The organism is Niveispirillum sp. (genome assembly GCF_052437035.1).
Lineage (GTDB): Bacteria > Pseudomonadota > Alphaproteobacteria > Azospirillales > Azospirillaceae > Niveispirillum.
In genome coordinates, this window is the sequence record NZ_JBQVOH010000015.1 from 39032 (window position 1) to 55044 (window position 16013).

General features: G+C 69.1%; 16 protein-coding genes and 1 pseudogene. 3 read left to right on the top strand and 14 right to left on the bottom strand.

The window, feature by feature from the left end; all coding sequences use genetic code 11:
* Complete coding sequence (locus tag ACT6Q8_RS23855; protein WP_152949231.1) at positions 1–411, bottom strand: metallopeptidase family protein; 411 nt, start codon at positions 409–411, stop codon at positions 1–3.
* 128 nt (positions 412–539) lie between these two features.
* Between ACT6Q8_RS23855 and ACT6Q8_RS23860 the strand changes: the two genes are divergently transcribed.
* Positions 540–2912 (top strand): ATP-binding protein, encoded by a 2373-nt coding sequence (locus ACT6Q8_RS23860; RefSeq protein ID WP_444571583.1) that lies wholly within the window; start codon positions 540–542, stop codon positions 2910–2912.
* A gap of 14 nt (positions 2913–2926) precedes the next feature.
* On the opposite strand, the gene ACT6Q8_RS23865 is transcribed toward ACT6Q8_RS23860, so the two are convergent.
* A complete protein-coding gene (locus ACT6Q8_RS23865) occupies positions 2927–4153 on the bottom strand; it encodes an NAD(P)/FAD-dependent oxidoreductase (RefSeq protein ID WP_444571581.1) in 1227 nt (408 codons plus the stop codon).
* 63 nt (positions 4154–4216) lie between these two features.
* Here ACT6Q8_RS23865 and greA point away from each other — a divergent pair, with 63 nt between their 5' ends.
* Positions 4217–4696: a transcription elongation factor GreA gene (gene greA / locus ACT6Q8_RS23870; RefSeq protein ID WP_152949234.1), complete on the top strand. Its 480-nt coding sequence runs from the start codon at positions 4217–4219 to the stop codon at positions 4694–4696.
* Positions 4697–4702: 6 nt separating this feature from the next.
* Here greA and ACT6Q8_RS23875 read toward each other — a convergent pair whose 3' ends face one another.
* From ACT6Q8_RS23875 to ACT6Q8_RS23930, 12 genes and pseudogenes are all read right to left on the bottom strand, one after another.
* Positions 4703–5116, bottom strand: a complete 414-nt coding sequence (locus ACT6Q8_RS23875) for a helix-turn-helix domain-containing protein (protein ID WP_444571580.1) — start codon at positions 5114–5116, stop codon at positions 4703–4705.
* A 22-nt stretch (positions 5117–5138) separates the two neighbouring features.
* Positions 5139–6791, bottom strand: a complete 1653-nt coding sequence (gene lnt / locus ACT6Q8_RS23880) for an apolipoprotein N-acyltransferase (protein WP_444571579.1) — start codon at positions 6789–6791, stop codon at positions 5139–5141.
* Positions 6792–6795: 4 nt separating this feature from the next.
* On the bottom strand, positions 6796–7257 hold the full coding sequence (ybeY, locus tag ACT6Q8_RS23885) for an rRNA maturation RNase YbeY (protein WP_444571577.1): 462 nt from the start codon (positions 7255–7257) through the stop codon (positions 6796–6798).
* Positions 7254–8240 carry a PhoH family protein gene (locus ACT6Q8_RS23890; protein ID WP_444571576.1) on the bottom strand — a complete coding sequence of 329 codons (987 nt, stop codon included), beginning with the start codon at positions 8238–8240 and terminating at the stop codon, positions 7254–7256. Before ACT6Q8_RS23890 ends, ybeY begins: the two co-directional genes overlap by 4 nt.
* Entirely contained in the window at positions 8240–9658 is a 1419-nt protein-coding gene (miaB, locus tag ACT6Q8_RS23895; RefSeq protein ID WP_444571574.1) for a tRNA (N6-isopentenyl adenosine(37)-C2)-methylthiotransferase MiaB, read from the bottom strand. The genes ACT6Q8_RS23890 and miaB overlap by 1 nt, the downstream gene beginning before the upstream one ends.
* A gap of 119 nt (positions 9659–9777) precedes the next feature.
* Positions 9778–10188 (bottom strand): annotated as a pseudogene (locus tag ACT6Q8_RS23900) (Fur family transcriptional regulator); the annotation flags it as partial.
* Positions 10189–10215: 27 nt separating this feature from the next.
* Positions 10216–10659 (bottom strand): ribosomal protein S18-alanine N-acetyltransferase, encoded by a 444-nt coding sequence (rimI, locus tag ACT6Q8_RS23905; protein ID WP_444571572.1) that lies wholly within the window; start codon positions 10657–10659, stop codon positions 10216–10218.
* Positions 10656–11336 carry a tRNA (adenosine(37)-N6)-threonylcarbamoyltransferase complex dimerization subunit type 1 TsaB gene (gene tsaB / locus ACT6Q8_RS23910; protein ID WP_444571570.1) on the bottom strand — a complete coding sequence of 227 codons (681 nt, stop codon included), beginning with the start codon at positions 11334–11336 and terminating at the stop codon, positions 10656–10658. Before tsaB ends, rimI begins: the two co-directional genes overlap by 4 nt.
* Positions 11337–11418: 82 nt before the next feature.
* Positions 11419–11826 carry a helix-turn-helix domain-containing protein gene (locus ACT6Q8_RS23915; RefSeq protein WP_054764395.1) on the bottom strand — a complete coding sequence of 136 codons (408 nt, stop codon included), beginning with the start codon at positions 11824–11826 and terminating at the stop codon, positions 11419–11421.
* Positions 11827–11871: 45 nt separating this feature from the next.
* Positions 11872–12453, bottom strand: coding sequence for a helix-turn-helix domain-containing protein (locus ACT6Q8_RS23920; RefSeq protein WP_444571569.1), 582 nt, complete (start codon positions 12451–12453; stop codon positions 11872–11874).
* Between the two features lie 58 nt (positions 12454–12511).
* Positions 12512–13072 carry a NifU family protein gene (locus ACT6Q8_RS23925; RefSeq protein WP_444571567.1) on the bottom strand — a complete coding sequence of 187 codons (561 nt, stop codon included), beginning with the start codon at positions 13070–13072 and terminating at the stop codon, positions 12512–12514.
* A gap of 45 nt (positions 13073–13117) precedes the next feature.
* Entirely contained in the window at positions 13118–14647 is a 1530-nt protein-coding gene (locus ACT6Q8_RS23930; protein WP_444571566.1) for a helicase HerA-like domain-containing protein, read from the bottom strand.
* 110 nt (positions 14648–14757) lie between these two features.
* Between ACT6Q8_RS23930 and ACT6Q8_RS23935 the strand changes: the two genes are divergently transcribed.
* Entirely contained in the window at positions 14758–15882 is a 1125-nt protein-coding gene (locus ACT6Q8_RS23935; protein ID WP_054764399.1) for an AI-2E family transporter, read from the top strand.
* Positions 15883–16013 lie beyond the last annotated feature (131 nt).

A 16013-nucleotide genomic window follows, 5' to 3' on the forward strand; every position in this document is an offset into this window, starting at 1 on the left:
TCAGTCGGCGGCGTCCTCGATGGCGTGGATGTCGTCGTCGGACAGGCCGAAATGATGGCCGATCTCGTGGATCAGAACATGGGCGATCAGTTCGGCCAGGCCCACGTCGCCGCGCTCGCACCATTCGTCCAGTATGGGGCGGCGATACAGGAAGATCCGCGAAGGCTCCGGCGCCGGCCCCAGACTGTCGCGCCGCCCGATGTCCACGCCGTAATAGAGGCCGGTCAGTTCGAAGGGGTCTTCGATCTCCATCTCGGCCAGGGTCTGTTCGTCGGCGAAGTCGTCGATGCGGAACACCACCTCCCCCGCCGCCGCCCTGAATTCGGCCGGCAGGGCGTCGAAGGCCTGACGGGCCAGACGCGCGAAATCGTCCAGAGAGGGGGCGAAAAGGTCGGGAGCGGGCTCTGTCATCCGTCCGCTATCGCCCCGGTCGGCGGGGCGCGCAACGGGGCGCGATGACGCGATCGGAGGGTCTGACTTTTTCGTGCTGCATTGAGGTATGGTAAAGGCGAATCAGGGCGCGGGACCCAAGGACAAGAATGGCCGAGGCCGACATCGCCTATGTCGCCACTGCAGGCGCAGCCGGACTGGCCTTGGGTGTCAGCGCCTGGGCCTTGCGGCTGCGCGCGCGTCTGAGCGCCGCCGCCGCCGCCGCCGAGCGGGACCGTGACGCCGCCCAGGCCGATCTGAGCCGCCACGACAGCATGTTGCGCGCCTTCGACGACGTGAGCCTGGCCTTGACGGCCGAAGGCGAGGCGAGCGGCGCGCCCATCGGCCCCGCCGAACTGATCGCCCGACTGACCGCCTCGGACGCCGCCGTGGGGTCGGGCATGGATCAGGGCGAGGCGGGCCAGGCCATACTGACGCGGCTGAGGTTGAGCCATGCGGTTTCGATCGAGGCCCTGGTCGAGGCCGGAAAGGCGTTCGAGAGCCTGATCGACCTCGGCGACATCGAGCCTTGGCGCGTCGAAGGCCGGGTCGCCGGCGGGGTCGCCTGGCTGCGCCTGTCGCCGGCGTCCCGCGTGGTGCTGACCGGAGCCGATGCGACCGAGAGCGGCCTGTCTCTGCTGTGCGACGCCTCGCCGATTCCGACCTGGATCGTGGACGGCGCCGGACGACTGGCCTGGGCCAACCGCGCCTGGTTGAGCGAGCTCGGCGCCCAGTCGGTGGATGAGGTGCTGGACAAGGGCCTGTCATTCGACCGCGGGGCCGACGCCCTGATCGCCGAGGCGGGCCGGCTGGGGCTGCGTCAGGAAGGGTTCCGCTGGACGACCGGCGGCGGCCATCGCCGGGCCTGGCGGATCATCGCCGAACCGGCGGCCGGCGGCGCCGTGACCGCCTTCGCCATCGAGGTGACGGAGGCCGAAGAGACCCGCGACACCCTGCGCCGCCACGTCGACGCCCACGACGAGACGCTGAACCACCTCGCCGATGCGGTCGCCATCTTCGGCCCCTCCAAACGCCTGGCCTTTCACAACACCGCCTTCCAGACCCTGTTCGACCTGGACCCCGCCTGGCTGGACGAACGGCCGACCCATGCCGAGCTGCTGGACCGGCTGCGCCAGCGCCGCCGCCTGCCGGAGGTGGTGGACTACGCCGGATGGAAGGCCCGCGAACTGGAATTCTACGGCGCGTCCCAGGCCGCGCCGGACGACAGCTGGTCCCTGCCCGACGGGCGGACGCTCCGGGTCGTGCGCCAGCCCCATCCGCTGGGCGGCATATTGCTGATCTTCTCGGACATCACCGACGAACTGAATCTGCGCAGCCGGTTCAACGCCCAGATCCAGGTGCAGAGGGCGACGCTCGACAAGCTGAACGACGCCGTCGCCGTCTTCGGCTCGGACGGACGGCTGCGGCTGCACAATGAAGCCTTCGAAAGCTTCTGGCGTCTGCCCAGCGATCGGATCGCCGCCTCGATCGACTTCGACGCCCTGGCCGAACTGTGCAAGGCCGTCCTGCCCGATCCGGCCCTGTGGCTGGGATTGAAGGCCCGCGTCGCCGATCCGGACCCCGAAAGCCGCATCGCCATCTCGGGCGAGGGGCGCACGATCGACGGCCGCATCGCCGCCTGGCAGACCCGCCCCCTGCCGGACGGCGCCACCCTGGTCGCCTTTTCCGACGTGACGGCCCGTCGGGGCCTGGAACAGGCCCTGGTTCAGCGCGAACAGGCCCTGGCGGAAAGCCAGGCCTTGAAGCGCGAGTTCGTGGGCAATGTCTCCTATGAACTCCGCACGCCTTTGACGACGATCGTCGGCTATTCCGAACTGCTGGAGACGATGGGCGATCTGCCCGAGCGCAGCCGCCAGCATGCGGGCGCCATCCGCGTCGCCGCCGTCCAGCTGGCCCGCTCGATCGACGACGTTCTGGACATGGCCCAGATCGACGCCGGCGAGATGGAGCTGTCGCTGGGCGACGTCCGGGTCTGCGACCTGCTGAACGAGGCGGCCGAAAAGGTCCGGCCCAAGGTCGAGGGGCGCGGCGCCGTCCTGACCGTCGCCTGCGCCGCCGATCTCAGCCCCATTCGGGCCGACGAGCACCGGATCGGCCAGGCCCTGGATCATCTGCTGGAAAACGCCGCCCGCGCCGTTTCCGAAGGCGGGGCCGTCACCCTGACGGCCGAGGCCGGCGCGTCGGAGGTACGGCTGACCGTCTCCGATACGGGGCGCGGCATCCCCTATCATTTGCAAGCCCATGTGTTCGATCGCTTCGTCCGGCGCGAGCGGGGCGGACCGGGCGTCGGCCTGGCCCTGGTCAAGGCCCTGGTCGAACTGCACGGCGGCTGGGCCGAGGTGGAAAGCGAACCCGGAAAGGGCGCCGCCTTCATCCTGCATCTGCCCTATGGCGCGGCCACCACCGCCGCCCCGCCCGAACTGCAGCTGGATCAGCCCCAAGCCGCCGAGGCGGCCGGCTGAGCCGGAGCCGTCTCTCAGCCCTTCGACCCCAACCAGTCGAGCAGGCCGCGCGCCGCCGCGACGCCTGAGGCGAAACTGGCCTGAAGCAGATAGCCGCCGGTCGGCGCCTCCCAGTCCAGCATCTCGCCCGCGACGAAGACGCCCGGCCTGGCGATCAACATCGAGCGGGCGTCCACCGCCTCCAGCGCCACCCCGCCCGCCGTGGAGATGGCCCGGTCCAGCCCTTGGAACCCTGTCAACCGAACGGGCGCGGCCTTGATGCGCTGGGCCAGGCTGAGCGGATCGGCCGGCAGGGAACCGGTCTCGCGCAGGAGGGCGACGGCCGATGGGTCCAGTTTCACCGTCTTACGCAGGTGGGTGGCCAGACTGGCCTTGGCCCGCGGCCGCGCCAGGCGCTCCGCCAGCTGTTCGACCGTCAGGCCGGGCTTCAGATCAAGGTGGATTTCGACCTGACCGTCGGCCTCGATCGCCTCACGCAGGGCCGCGGACAGGGCGTAGATCGCCCCGCCTTCCAGTCCATAGCGCGTGACCATGACCTCGCCCGGCACCGTTCGATCCCTCAGGCGGACCGAGACGGGCTTCAGGGGCCGCCCGGCGAACCGCGCGCGAAAGGCGGCGGACCAATCCACGTCAAAGCCGACGTTGGCGGGGCGGAAGGGGGCGACGGCCACCCCTTGGGCCTCCAGCCACGGCTTCCAGTCGCCGTCCGACCCCAGACGCGGCCAGCTGGCGCCGCCCAGGGCCAGGACGACGGCGTCAGGCCGCACTCGCCGCTCGCCGTCAGGCGTTTCGAACACCAGATCCGGCCCCGACCAGCCGATCCAGCGCGACCGCGTGCGGATTTCGACGCCCAGCCCTTCCAGCCGCGCCAGCCAGGCACGGAGCAGGGGCGAGGCCTTCATGGCGCGCGGGAAGACGCGCCCGCTGGAACCGACGAAGGTCGGCTGGCCCAGGCCCTCGACCCAGGCGATCAGATCATCCGGCCCGAAGTCGGCGATCCAGGCCCTCGCTGTTTCAGCCGCCGGACCGTACCGGCTCAGAAAGCGCTCCATCGGCTCCGAATGGGTCAGGTTCAGACCGCCGCGCCCGGCCATCAGCAGTTTTCGCGCCGGAGACGGCGTCTGTTCATGCACCACCACCTTCAATCCGGCCTGGGCCAGGTGCTCGGCGGCCGTCAGGCCGGCCGGTCCGGCGCCGATCACATGGATGGCGGGCTCGGCTTGGCGGTCGGAGTGGGTCATCGCCCCGCTTTGCCCGCTCACCGCGACGCTGGCTATAGGGGGCGGGATGGTTATGTTCGGCCGATGAGCGTCGCCTTCACCCGAGAAGAAGATCTGGAAGCCACCGCCGCCGACCTGGCGGACCGGCCGATCTCGCCCCACCCCAACCTGGTCACGGCCGAAGGCCTGGCCCAAATCGAGGCCGAACTGGCCTCCGCGCGCGCCGCCTACGCCGCCGCCCAGATCAAGGGGTCGATCGAAAGCGATCGGACCGCCATGGCCCGCGCCACCCGCGATCTGCGCTACTGGTCGGCCCGCAGGGCGTCGGCCCAGCTGGTGGAGCCGGGCGAGACCGACGGGCGCGTTCGTTTCGGAGGCTCGGTCTGCATCGAGCGCGACGACGGGCGGTCCCAGACCTGGCGCATCGTCGGCGAGGACGAGGCCGATCCCGCGAAGGGCTCGGTCAGCCATGTGTCGCCGCTGGCCCGCGCCGTTCTGGGCCGGCGCATCGGCGACGAGGTGGTGGTGGCGGGCCGGACGGTGGAGATCACGGCCGTCGGCTGACCGCCTTCAGCTCTGCTTTTCGGCGGCGTCTCCCAGCATCTCGCGGATCATGTCCAGGATCAGCTTCTGATTTCGCAGGGGCAGATGCGGCGCCAGACGGGCGATCTCGACACTGTGTTTGGTCATCCGGGGCTCGTGGTCGAAGGCGGGCGCCTCCTCCTCGCCCACGCCGGCCTGGGCCACGCGAAAGCCCGAAAAGAAGTAGGGAATCTCCACCTTCATGAAGTCGGCCATTTCGAACAGTTTCGAGGCCGAGACGCGGTTCGTGCCCTTCTCGTACTTCTGAACCTGCTGGAAACTGACGCCCAAGGCGCGCGCCAGGGCGCTTTGGGTCAAACCCAGGCCCAGACGCTTCTCCTGAACGCGGCGGCCGACGTGGATATCGACGGGATGGGGCTCCTCGAGTTTTTCGCGCGCCATCCCGATTCCCCTCGTCCCGCTGTCAGCCCCTAAGGCGAAGCCTAGTGGGAGAGGTCAACGGCCACAAGCCGGGACGGCGGCCGGCGAAAAGGGAAATCGCCAGGGCGGCCAGAAGACCCGCGAAAAAGAACGCGTCGCCCCATCGGCCGTAGGGGGTCACCGCCGTCGGGCGCGGCAAGGGCGCATCGATCACCCCGGCGACGCCGGGATCAAGCCTTTGATTCTGAACGATCCGGCCCCAGGGATCGATCATGGCCGAGATTCCCGTCGGCGTGGCTCGCGCGATGGGCAGGCCGGTCTCGATGGCGCGATAGCTGGCCAGGTTCAAATGCTGGCGCGGCCCGGAGGTCGCGCCGAACCAGGCGTCGTTCGAGGCGTTGACGATCCAGTCGGGACGCCCGTCCGCGCCGGGCGTGAAGCCGGGATAAAGGCTTTCATAACAGATCAGCGGCTGGACCGGCGGAACGCCCGGAACGCGGATGGGCGCAGGAATGGGCCCGGCGGAGAAATCGCTCGGCATGTGAACCAGGCTGCGAAGCCCGACGGCCGTCATGATCGAACCCAGCGGCAGATATTCGCCGAACGGCACCAGCCGATGCTTGTCATAGACGGCGGCGATCCGCAGGCCCGGCCCGCCTTCGTCCACCAGGGCGAACAGGCTGTTGTAATAGCGGGCGCCTTCAGGCGCCGAAGGGTCCGCCTCGCCCCGCGCCAGCCCCATCAGCAGGGTTTGGCCGGGGCGCAGGGCGTCCGCCATGGCCGTCGCGTCCGCCGAGACGAAGACGTCATTGGCCGAGGCCGGCAGGGCGCCCTCGGGCCAGACCACCACGTCGGGCGTTCGGGCCGCCGGCCGAGCCGACAGGGCGACATAGCGATCGACGATGGAGCGATAGGCCTCGGGCGACCACTTGGTTTCCTGTTTGACGTCGGCCTGGACCAGACGGACCACCGTGTCGGTGAACCGCAACTCGGCCTGGGCCAGCCGCGCGGCGCCGAAGAGGCCGACGGCGGCCAGAACCAGAAGGCCCGACCCCGCCGAGATCAGGCGGCCGCGCGCTGCGCCGGGTCCGATCAAGGGCGCCAGGGCGGCGGTCGAGGCCACCGTGATCAGACTCAATCCATAGACCCCGACCACCGAGGCGAACTGCGACATGCCCCCGCCCGCCCGCCAGGTCGCGCCAGCCGGGTTCCAGGGAAAGCCGGTCAGCACATGGCCGCGCAGCCATTCGGCGGCGCAGAACAGGGCGGCGAACAACAGGACCCGGACCACGCCGATCGGGGCGAACCGACGATAGAGGGCGCAGGCGGCGCCCCAGAACAGGCCTAGGCCGGCCGGCAGTAGGCTGGCGGCGAAGGGCGCCATCCAGGCCTGTTCCGGATTGACGAAGAAGGCCTCGGCCACCCACCAGCAGCCGATGAAGAAATAGGCGAAGCCCGCCAGCCACCCCATCCAGAAGGCGCCGCGCGGGGTGTCCGACCGTTCCGACAGGATCATCAGCAGCGGATAGCCCAGGAGGCCGACCAGCACCCCGAACGGCGGATGGGCCAGGGCCGTCCCCGCCCCGGCCGACAAGGCCAGACCGATGCGGATCAGACGCCAGGTCCAGGCGCGACGCTTCTCGGGAAGGGCGCGAACGCGAGCGGCGAAACGGTCGAGCGCGGCGTCGGGAAACATAGTGTCAGTCCTGCCCCTCTACAGAGACATCAGCGGCATAGGGGTCAGCGACGCCCAGTTCGGCCAGGATCTCGCGCTCCTCGGCCTCCATCGCCTCGGCCTCGGCCTCGTCCTCGTGATCGCGGCCCAACAGGTGCAGCACCCCATGGACGACCAGATGGCTCAGATGGTCCGACAGGCTCTTGCCCTGAACGTTCGCCTCGGTCGCGCAGACGCCATAGGCCAGGACGATGTCGCCCAGGTGGGGCGCGGCGTTCTCGGGCGCGGGAAAGGACAGGACATTGGTCGGCTTGTCCTTGTCTCGGAATCGGGCGTTCAGCGCCCGCACCGCCTCGTCGTCGGTCAGCAGGACGACGATGTCGCCCGCCACGGCGCCCAGGGCCGCCGCTGCGGCCCGTTCCGCTGCGGCTGCGACATCCGGCAGGGCGGCGGTCCAGGCCTCGGCCTCGATTTCGATGTCGATCATTCGGCGTCTTCAAGGTCCGGGGTCGGTCGGGACCGGGCGGCGTCGGCGTCATAGGCGCGCACGATCCGCTCGACCATGGCGTGGCGCACCACATCCTCGGCCGCGAACCGCAGGATGCCGACGCCCTGGACCCCGTCCAGAATCCGCAGGGCATGGGCCAGGCCGGAATCGCGGGGGTTCAGCAGGTCGATCTGGGACGGGTCGCCCGTCACCACCATCCGCGCCCCCTCGCCGAGACGCGTCAGGACCATCTTCATCTGCAGACGCGAGGTGTTCTGCGCCTCATCGACGATGACGAAGGCGTGGCTGAGGGTTCGGCCGCGCATGAAGGCGATGGGGGCGGCCTCGATCTCGCCCTTGTCGCGACGGCGCTGCACGTCCTCGGCGCCGAGGATGTCGTTCAGCGCCTCCCAGATCGGGGCCAGATAGGGATCGACCTTCTCGTTCAGGTCGCCCGGAAGGAAGCCCAGCTTCTCCCCCGCCTCGACCGCAGGGCGGGTGATGACCAGCCGGTCCACCTGGCCGCGCCGCAGCAGGGAGGCGCCGTAGGCGGCGGCAAGGAAAGTCTTGCCCGTGCCGGCCGGACCGACCCCGAAGCTGAGCTCGCAACGGCCCAGCATGTCGACATAGGCGGCCTGGGCCTTGGTCTTGGGCACGATGGCGCCGCGCTTGCCGCCCGGCAGGGAGACGCCCGCGGCCGCCAGACCCGGCGCGCCCTTGCCGCCGCGCGCCTGACCCAGGGCGGCGCGTACATCGGCCTCTGTGACCTCGGCCCCCAGGGCGGCGCGCTTGGCCAGATCCTCGATCACGCGGCGGGCGTCGGACCGGTCGCGCGTGCCCCCGTTGACGGAGACCCCGCCGCCCGGCGCCTCGACCAGAACCTTGAAGGCGTCCTCGATCAGGGCGACGTGACGACTGTTCGGTCCGATCACAGCGCGCAGCTCGGCGTCGTTCAGCGGAACGAACTCGGAATCTCTCGCCACTAGGCCGCCTTTTCTGTCTTGCCCGTCGTCCCGGAGGCGACAAGCCGGCCCGTCAGACTGTTCTGCTGGCCGGAAATGATTTCGACCGGAACGATCTGGCCGATCAGATGATCCGCATCATCGACATGGACCGACTGGAGATAGGGCGAGCGACCGATGGCCTGGCGGCGATCGGGATGGCGGCCCTTGCGGTCGAACAGGACATTCAGGGTCCGGCCCGCCTGGGCCTGGTTGAAGGCCGTCTGCTGTTCCGTCACTAGGTCAATCAGCCGGTGCAGCCGTTCCTTGGCGACCTCGGGCTCGATCTGACGGCCCATGCCGGCGGCTGGGGTGCCGGGACGAGGCGAATACATGAAGGCGAAGGCCGAGGCGTATCGGACCTGGCGCACCAGATCGAGCGTCTCCTCGAACTCGCGATCCGTCTCTCCGGGGAAGCCGACGATGAAGTCGCCCGACAGCGCCATGTCGGGCCGGGCTTCGCGGATGCGGGCGATCAGATCGAGGTAGGTCTGACGGCCGTGCTTGCGGTTCATCAGCCGCAGGATGCGGTCCGAGCCCGCCTGAACCGGCAGGTGGAGATAGGGCATCAGGGCGTCCAGATCGCCGTGGGCGGCGATCAGGTCGTCCGACATGTCGTTGGGATGGCTGGTCGTATAGCGGATCCGGTCCAGGCCGGGGATCTCGGCCAGGGCGTAGGCCAGTTCGGCCAGGCTGGACTTGCGCCCATCCGGCCGCTCGCCGTCATAGGCGTTGACGTTCTGGCCCAGCAGGGTGACCTCGCGCACGCCGCGACCGGCCAGCTGTCGCGCCTCTTCCAGCACCGAGGCCAGGGGCCGCGACCATTCTGCGCCCCGCGTATAGGGCACCACGCAGAAGGTGCAGAACTTGTCGCAGCCTTCCTGCACCGTCAGGAAGGCGGTCGGCCCCTCGCTGAAACGGGCGGCCGGCAGGGCGTCGAACTTGTCGTCCGGGGCGAAGTCGGCGCCGATCCGTTCGCCCCGAGCCCGCGCCGTGCGGGTCAGAAGCTCGGGCAGCTGATGATAGGCCTGGGGGCCGACGACGATGTCGACCGCCGGCTGGCGTTTGATGATCTCCTCGCCCTCGGCCTGGGCGACGCAGCCGGCGACGGCGATGGTCATGTCGCCGCCCGTCTGGCGCTTGAGGTCGCGCAGTTCGCGGATCTTGCCGAGCTCGGAATAGATCTTCTCGGCCGCCTTCTCGCGGATGTGGCAGGTGTTCAGGATGACGAAGTCGGCCGCCTCGACCTCCTCCGTCACGGCATAGCCCAGCGGTCGCAGCACATCGGCCATGCGCTCGCTGTCATAGACGTTCATCTGACAGCCGTAGGTCTTGATGAACAGCCGCTTGGAGGGCGTGTTCTGCGCGGCCTCGGCTTTGGGAACCAGGGTCTCGGTCATGTCGGGCTTATGATCGCCCGCACCGGCGAGGACAAGACCGGGTTTCAGCCCGCATCCACGTCTTCGGGCGCCACGCGCGCGGCATGGCGTTTGAAGATGAGCCCTTCACGCTTGGACGGTTCGGCGCCGTCGATCGGGACGCCGTAAAGCTCCAGCTTGTGGCCGATCAGTTCGAACCCCAGCCGTTCGGCGATCTCGGACTTCAGCTTTTCGATCTCGGCGTCGAAGAATTCGATCACCTCGCCGGTCTTAGTGTCGATCAAGTGATCGTGATGGTCGTCGCCGGCCTCTTCATAGCGGCTGCGGCCGTCGCCGAAGTCGTGCTTCTCGACCACGCCCGCCTCTTCGAACAGGCGCACGGTGCGATAGACGGTGGCGATCGAAATATGCGGGTCGATCGAGGAGGCGCGGCGGTACAGCTCCTCCACATCGGGGTGGTCTTCCGCCGAGGAGAGCACCCGGGCGATCACCCGGCGCTGTTCGGTCATACGCATGCCGCGGTCGGCGCAGAGTTTTTCAATCCGGTCCATAGGCCTAGAATAGGGGCTCAGGCCGCTTCAGGGAAGCGGCGCCTTGTCCGGATTCATCGCAAGATCGCGTCCCAGCACCAGGGCGTCGGTTCGACCGCCGTCGGGCCGCGCATAATAGGCCTTGCGTCGCCCGATCGGGCGGAAGCCGGCGCGGTCGTAAAGGGCGCGGGCGGCCGCATTGTCCTCGGCCACCTCCAGAAACAGGCGCACGGCCCCGGCCTTGGCGGCGGCGACGGCCGCCTGACCGACCAGTCTCCCGCCTAGGCCGGCCCGCCGCGCCTCAGGCCGCACCGCCAGGGTCAGGATCTCGGCCTCATCCAGCACGACCCGGATCAGGATGAAGCCGTCCGGTTCGACCACCGCTAAGACGCCGGGCTGGGCCAGCAGGACGGCGAACTCGTCCCGGCTCCAGGGCGCCGGAAAGGCTCGCGCATGCACGGCGGCCAAGGCGGCGGGATCGGGACGGATCATGGCGCGGTCTGGCGGGGCTGTCCCGGCAGACGGGTGGGCGGCGCCGCATCGGGCGCGCGCAGATACAGGGGCCGGGGCGGATGGGCGGCGGGATCGACTGACCGGGTCAGCCGAGCCAGGGCCGTCGGCGCGGGGGCGACGACGGGATCGGCCGAGGCCAGGCTCAGCTCAGGATAGGCTTCGCTCAGAAGACCGGCCCCGCTGCCGACCGCCTGAACCTTCGTCTCAAGAGCGGCGATGCGGTCTGCGGCCGCCTCCAGGGGCAGGGCCTCTTCCGGGCCGAGGGCCCGGCCGTCCGAGAAGAATTTGGCGTAGACCTGACCCCGCCGGGCGTCGATCAGGGCCGCGACCGGGACGCCCGCCGTCGCCAGGGGATCAGCCAGGGCGTCCAGCGTGGACACCCCCACGACCGGCCGCCTCAGGGCGGCGCCCAGACCCTGGGCGAAGGCCAGGCCCACTCTCAAACCGGTGAAGGAGCCCGGCCCGACCGTGACGCCGATCCGATCAAGACGATCGAAACCGCCCCCCGCCTCGGTCATGACGTCGCGCACCAGACCGCCCAATCGTTCCTGGTGGCCCTTGGCCATCGGTTCGAACCGCACCGACAGGGGCCGGTCGTCCTCAAAAACCGCCGCCGTACAGGCGCCCAGCGCCGTATCAATGACCAAGAGTCTCATGCCGGCCTTCTAGAGGCTGACAGGCGGATGGGAAATCGCTTTGCGGCCTCAACCCGCCCTCAGCCGCCGCTCAGACCGTGCGTCAGGCCGCGCGCGACAGAACCTCGACCAGCTGCGTCAGGGCCTGTCTTACGGAACGGTCCTCAATGGCGGCGAAGCCGGCGGCCATGGCCAGGCCTTCCGGCGTGGCGGCGAGGGTTCGCATGATCGAGAGGTCGGTCGGCTCGCCGGCCTCCGCCCGCGCCGGAAAGAAGGCGCTGATCGGCATGGACAGGGCGATCGCCAGATTGTGCAGCCGGGCGGCCGATATCCGGTTCTGCCCGCCTTCGTACTTCTGCACCTGCTGGCAGCTGACCCCCACCATCTCGCCCAGCGCCGTCTGAGACAGGCCCAGGGCCTGACGCCGAGCGGCGATCCGCGCCCCCACATGCAGGTCCACAGCCTCGACTGAGCGGGCGTTCCGACGGGGAGCGGCGGGGCGGCTGTTCATGGCTCGAAGATGGCGCAACCTGTCCGGGTATGCAACCTTTTCGTTTCATGGCTCGTGGCGCGCCGTGACGAGGCAGAGCTGCGCCACCCGGCTGGGGTCGATGACTTCCTTCCCTTCCAGACCGCCGACGCCCCGCACGTGCAGGCCGTCGGCGGCCGAGCGATCAAAAATGCGCGCCAGCCGCTGACCGTCGGTCGTCAGGATTACGCAGCCCTGCCCCGATCGCGGCTGACCCGGACGATAGTCCAGAACGACGCCGCGGTCGGCCCAGGGCGACAGGGCGTCGTCAGTCACTTCAAGGCGATGGGTCTGAGGGATGGACGCGCCGGAGAAGGCGCGACCCCGCGCTTCGAGACCGGCTGCAGGACCGGCCGGCGCCGCGTCCGGACCGCCGGCCGCCAGCAGAGCCAGGGCCTCGGGCGTGGAATCCAGGGCGCCGGTCAAACGCCTCTGGACATCCGGCCGAAACAGGCCCGGCCGACGACCGGCCTCGTACAGGCCCCAACCCTGGCTGGTCATCTCCAGTCGAGCGCCCGCCTCGGCCTGGGACAGGCCGCGTTGGCGACGCAGGGCGGCGAGCGCCTCGCCGAGACGGAGAACATGAGGATCAGGGACGAAGCGCGCCATCAGAAGTTAAAGATGGCGCCTCCTTGCACGTCTGGCGATAATTTAAAGCGGGATCGCCCTAGATCGTCTGCTCGACCCGCGTCACCTCAGGCACATAGTGGCGCATCATCTGTTCGACCCCCGCCTTCAGGGTGGCGGAGGACGACGGACAACCCGAACAGGCGCCGCGCATCCGCAAGGACAGGACGCCGGTGGCCTCGTCGAAGGAATCGAACAGGATGTCGCCGCCGTCCTGGGCCACCGCCGGGCGGATGCGGCTGTCCAGCAGGGCCTTGATCTCGGCGACGATCTCGCTGTCGGCCTCAGCGTTCTGATCGGCTTCGCCAGCCTGACCGCGCGTCAGGGGCGCGCCCGAGACGAAATGGTCCATGATGACGCCCAGGATCGGCGCCTTCATCTCCGACCATTCCGGCCCGGAAACGCTGCGGACGACGGAAATATGGTCCGCGCCGAACAGGACGGCCTCCACCCCCTCCAGCTCGAACAGGGCTTCGGCGAGCGGCGAGGCGGTCGCTTCGTCGATGGTGCGGTATTCCAGCGTAGCCGACGGCGAGACCTCCCGGCCGGGCAGGAACTTCAACGCATTGGGATTGGGCGTGGGCTCGGTCTGGATGAACATGGGCCGGAGATGCGCACGACGCCGACGGCTTGCAAGTCTTAAACGCTAACGCCGACGCAGGCTTCCCAGAACGCCGCGCAGCAGTTCGCGGGTCAGGGTCGATCCGGCCGTGCGCAGCACGGACTTGGTCAGGGCCTCCATCGGGGTCTGCCGATTGGATGTTCGCTTGCGCCGCGCCGGCGCCGGTCGGACATCGTCCCCGTCATGGTCCTGGGCGGCCCCTGCTCCCCCCTTGACCCGGCCTTGGGCCTTGAGATCCGCCTGGACCTCGGCCTCCCGTTCGACGGCGGCGTGGCGGGCGGCGAGCACTTCTTCAGCGGATTCGCGGTCCAGGACCGGCTCATACCGGCCCTGGACCGGGCTGGCGGCGATTACGGCGGCGCGTTCGGCCTCGGTCGCCGGCCCCAGCCGCGAGGCGGGCGGCCGGATCCTTGTGCGGGCCACGACCGTGGGCGCGCCCTTGTCGTCCAGAACCGAGACCAGGGCCTCGCCGACCCCCAGGGCCTGGATGGCTTCGGCCGTGTCGAAGGCGGGGTTGGGGCGGAAACTCTGGGCCGCAGCCTTCAGCCCCTTCTGTTCGGACGGCGTATAGGCGCGCAGGGCGTGCTGGATGCGATTGCCCAGCTGCGCCAGGACGCTGTCAGGAATATCGGCCGGATTCTGGGTGACGAAATAGACGCCGACCCCCTTGGACCGGATCAGCCGCACCACCTGTTCGACCTTCTCCAGCAGGGCGCGCGGCGCGTCGTTGAACAACAGGTGGGCCTCGTCGAAGAAGAAGACCAGACGCGGCTTCTCCGGGTCCCCGACCTCCGGCAGCTGTTCGAACAGTTCCGACAGCAGCCACAGCAGGAAGGCCGCATACAGACGCGGACTGTTCATCAGCCGGGTGGAATCCAGCACATTGACCTGGCCCCGGCCGTCCAGGCCGACGCGGATGACGTCCTCCAGCTTCAAGGCCGGCTCGCCGAAGAAGGCCGCGCCCCCCTGCTGTTCCAGCTGAAGAATCGCCCGTTGAACGGCGGCGATCGAGGCTGGGGCGACATGGCCGACCTCGCGTCCGATCCGCTCGGCGTTCTCCCCGACATAGGCCAGAAGGCTGCGCAGATCGTCGATGTCCAACAGGAGCAGCCCCTCCTGATCGGCGACGTGGAAGACCACCGTCAGCACGCCCTCCTGGACCTCGTTCAGGTCCAGCATCCGCGCCATCAGCACCGGGCCGATCTCGGAGACCGTCGTGCGGATCGGATGGCCCTTTTGACCATAAAGATCCCAGAAAACCGTGGGCGCCGCGGACGGGGTCAGGGCCAGGCCCATGTCGGCGGCGCGGGCCAGCAGCTTTTCGTTCGGCGTCCCGATCTGGGAAATCCCCGACAGGTCGCCCTTCACATCGGCGCAGAAGACCGGGACGCCCGCGTCCGAAAAGCCCTGGGCCAGGATCTGCAGCGTCACCGTCTTGCCGGTTCCCGTCGCCCCGGCGACCACGCCGTGGCGGTTCGCCCGATGGAACAGAAGGGCCTGGTACTGGCCTTCGTCGGACTGGCCAAGGAAAAGACCGGCGGGGGTGTCGGACATCGAAAGGTCTCCAGAAGCGGGACGAAGGTCTAGCGCAGTCGCGAGCGGGTCGGAACCGCCGCCTTCAAGGCCGGTTGACGGCGTTCTTCGCCCCACCGACAAGGGTGGCCATGAAGAGCCCCATCACCATGCAGTCTTCGGCCGTTTCGCGAAACGCCCTGGTCTTGATCGCCACCGTCGCGGCCGGTGCGGCCCTCTACTGGCTGCGCGACATACTGACGCCCCTGGCCATGGCCGTTTTCCTGTTGATCATGATAGACGGGGTCAAGCGGTCCGTGGCGGCGCGCACTCCTTTGAACGACCGCTGGGCGGGGACAGCGGCCCTGCTGCTGGTGGTCCTGGCCTTCTTCGCCTCCATCGCCATCATCGTGAACGGCGCCGCCGGCTTCTTCGGCGAGGCGTCGGGCGTATCGCAGAACATCGGGCCGCGCATCGACCAGATCATCCGCGACGTCTACGCCCTGATCCGGCTGAACAATCCCCCCACGGCCCAGGACCTGATCAACGGCGTCGATCTGCGCGGCTATCTGACCTCCGTGGCCTTTCAGGTGCAGGGCATCGCCTCGGGCGCCTTCTTCGTCCTGGTCTATCTCGGTTTTCTTCTGGCCTCGCAGATCGGCTTCCGGCGCAAGATCATCGCCATGTTCCCCCACAGGCATCAGCGCGACGAAGCGATCGCGGTGTTCAACCGCGTCCGCGGCGGGGTCGAGGGCTATCTGTGGGTCCAGACCGTGACCGGGGCCCTGATCTGCGCCGCAGCCTGGATATTGATGCGGGCCGTCGGGCTTCAGAACGCGGAGTTCTGGACCTTCGTCATCTTCATCGTCGGCTTCATCCCGGTTCTGGGCGGGGCTGTGGCGGGTCTGGCCCCGCCCCTGTTCGCCCTGGTGCAATTCCCCAGCTACTGGCCGGCGCTGATCCTGCTGGTGGGGCTTCAGACCATTCTGTTCATCGTCGGCAATCTGGTCCAGCCGCGCATGCAGGGCGACAATCAGAACATCGACCCGGTGGTGGTCCTGCTGGCCCTGGCCTTCTGGGGCAAGCTGTGGGGCGTGGTCGGCATGTTCCTGTCGACCCCGCTGGCCGTGATGGCCATGGCGATCCTGGCCGAGTTCAAGGGTTCGCGCTGGATGGCCGTCCTGCTGTCGGGCGACGGCGAACCCTATGCGGACGAACACAAGACGGCGCATCACAGGCGGGGCTCATTCTCCAAGGACGACGCTGACGAAGCCTGAGGCCGCCGTGCGGCGTCAGGCCGCAGAAAAACCTGTGACGCCGGCCTCTTGAAACCCGCCCCGGACCGCCCATCTCAGCCTCAACGCCGCGGCCATCCCCCCTCCGACCGCGGCCGAGCGAGGCCGACGCC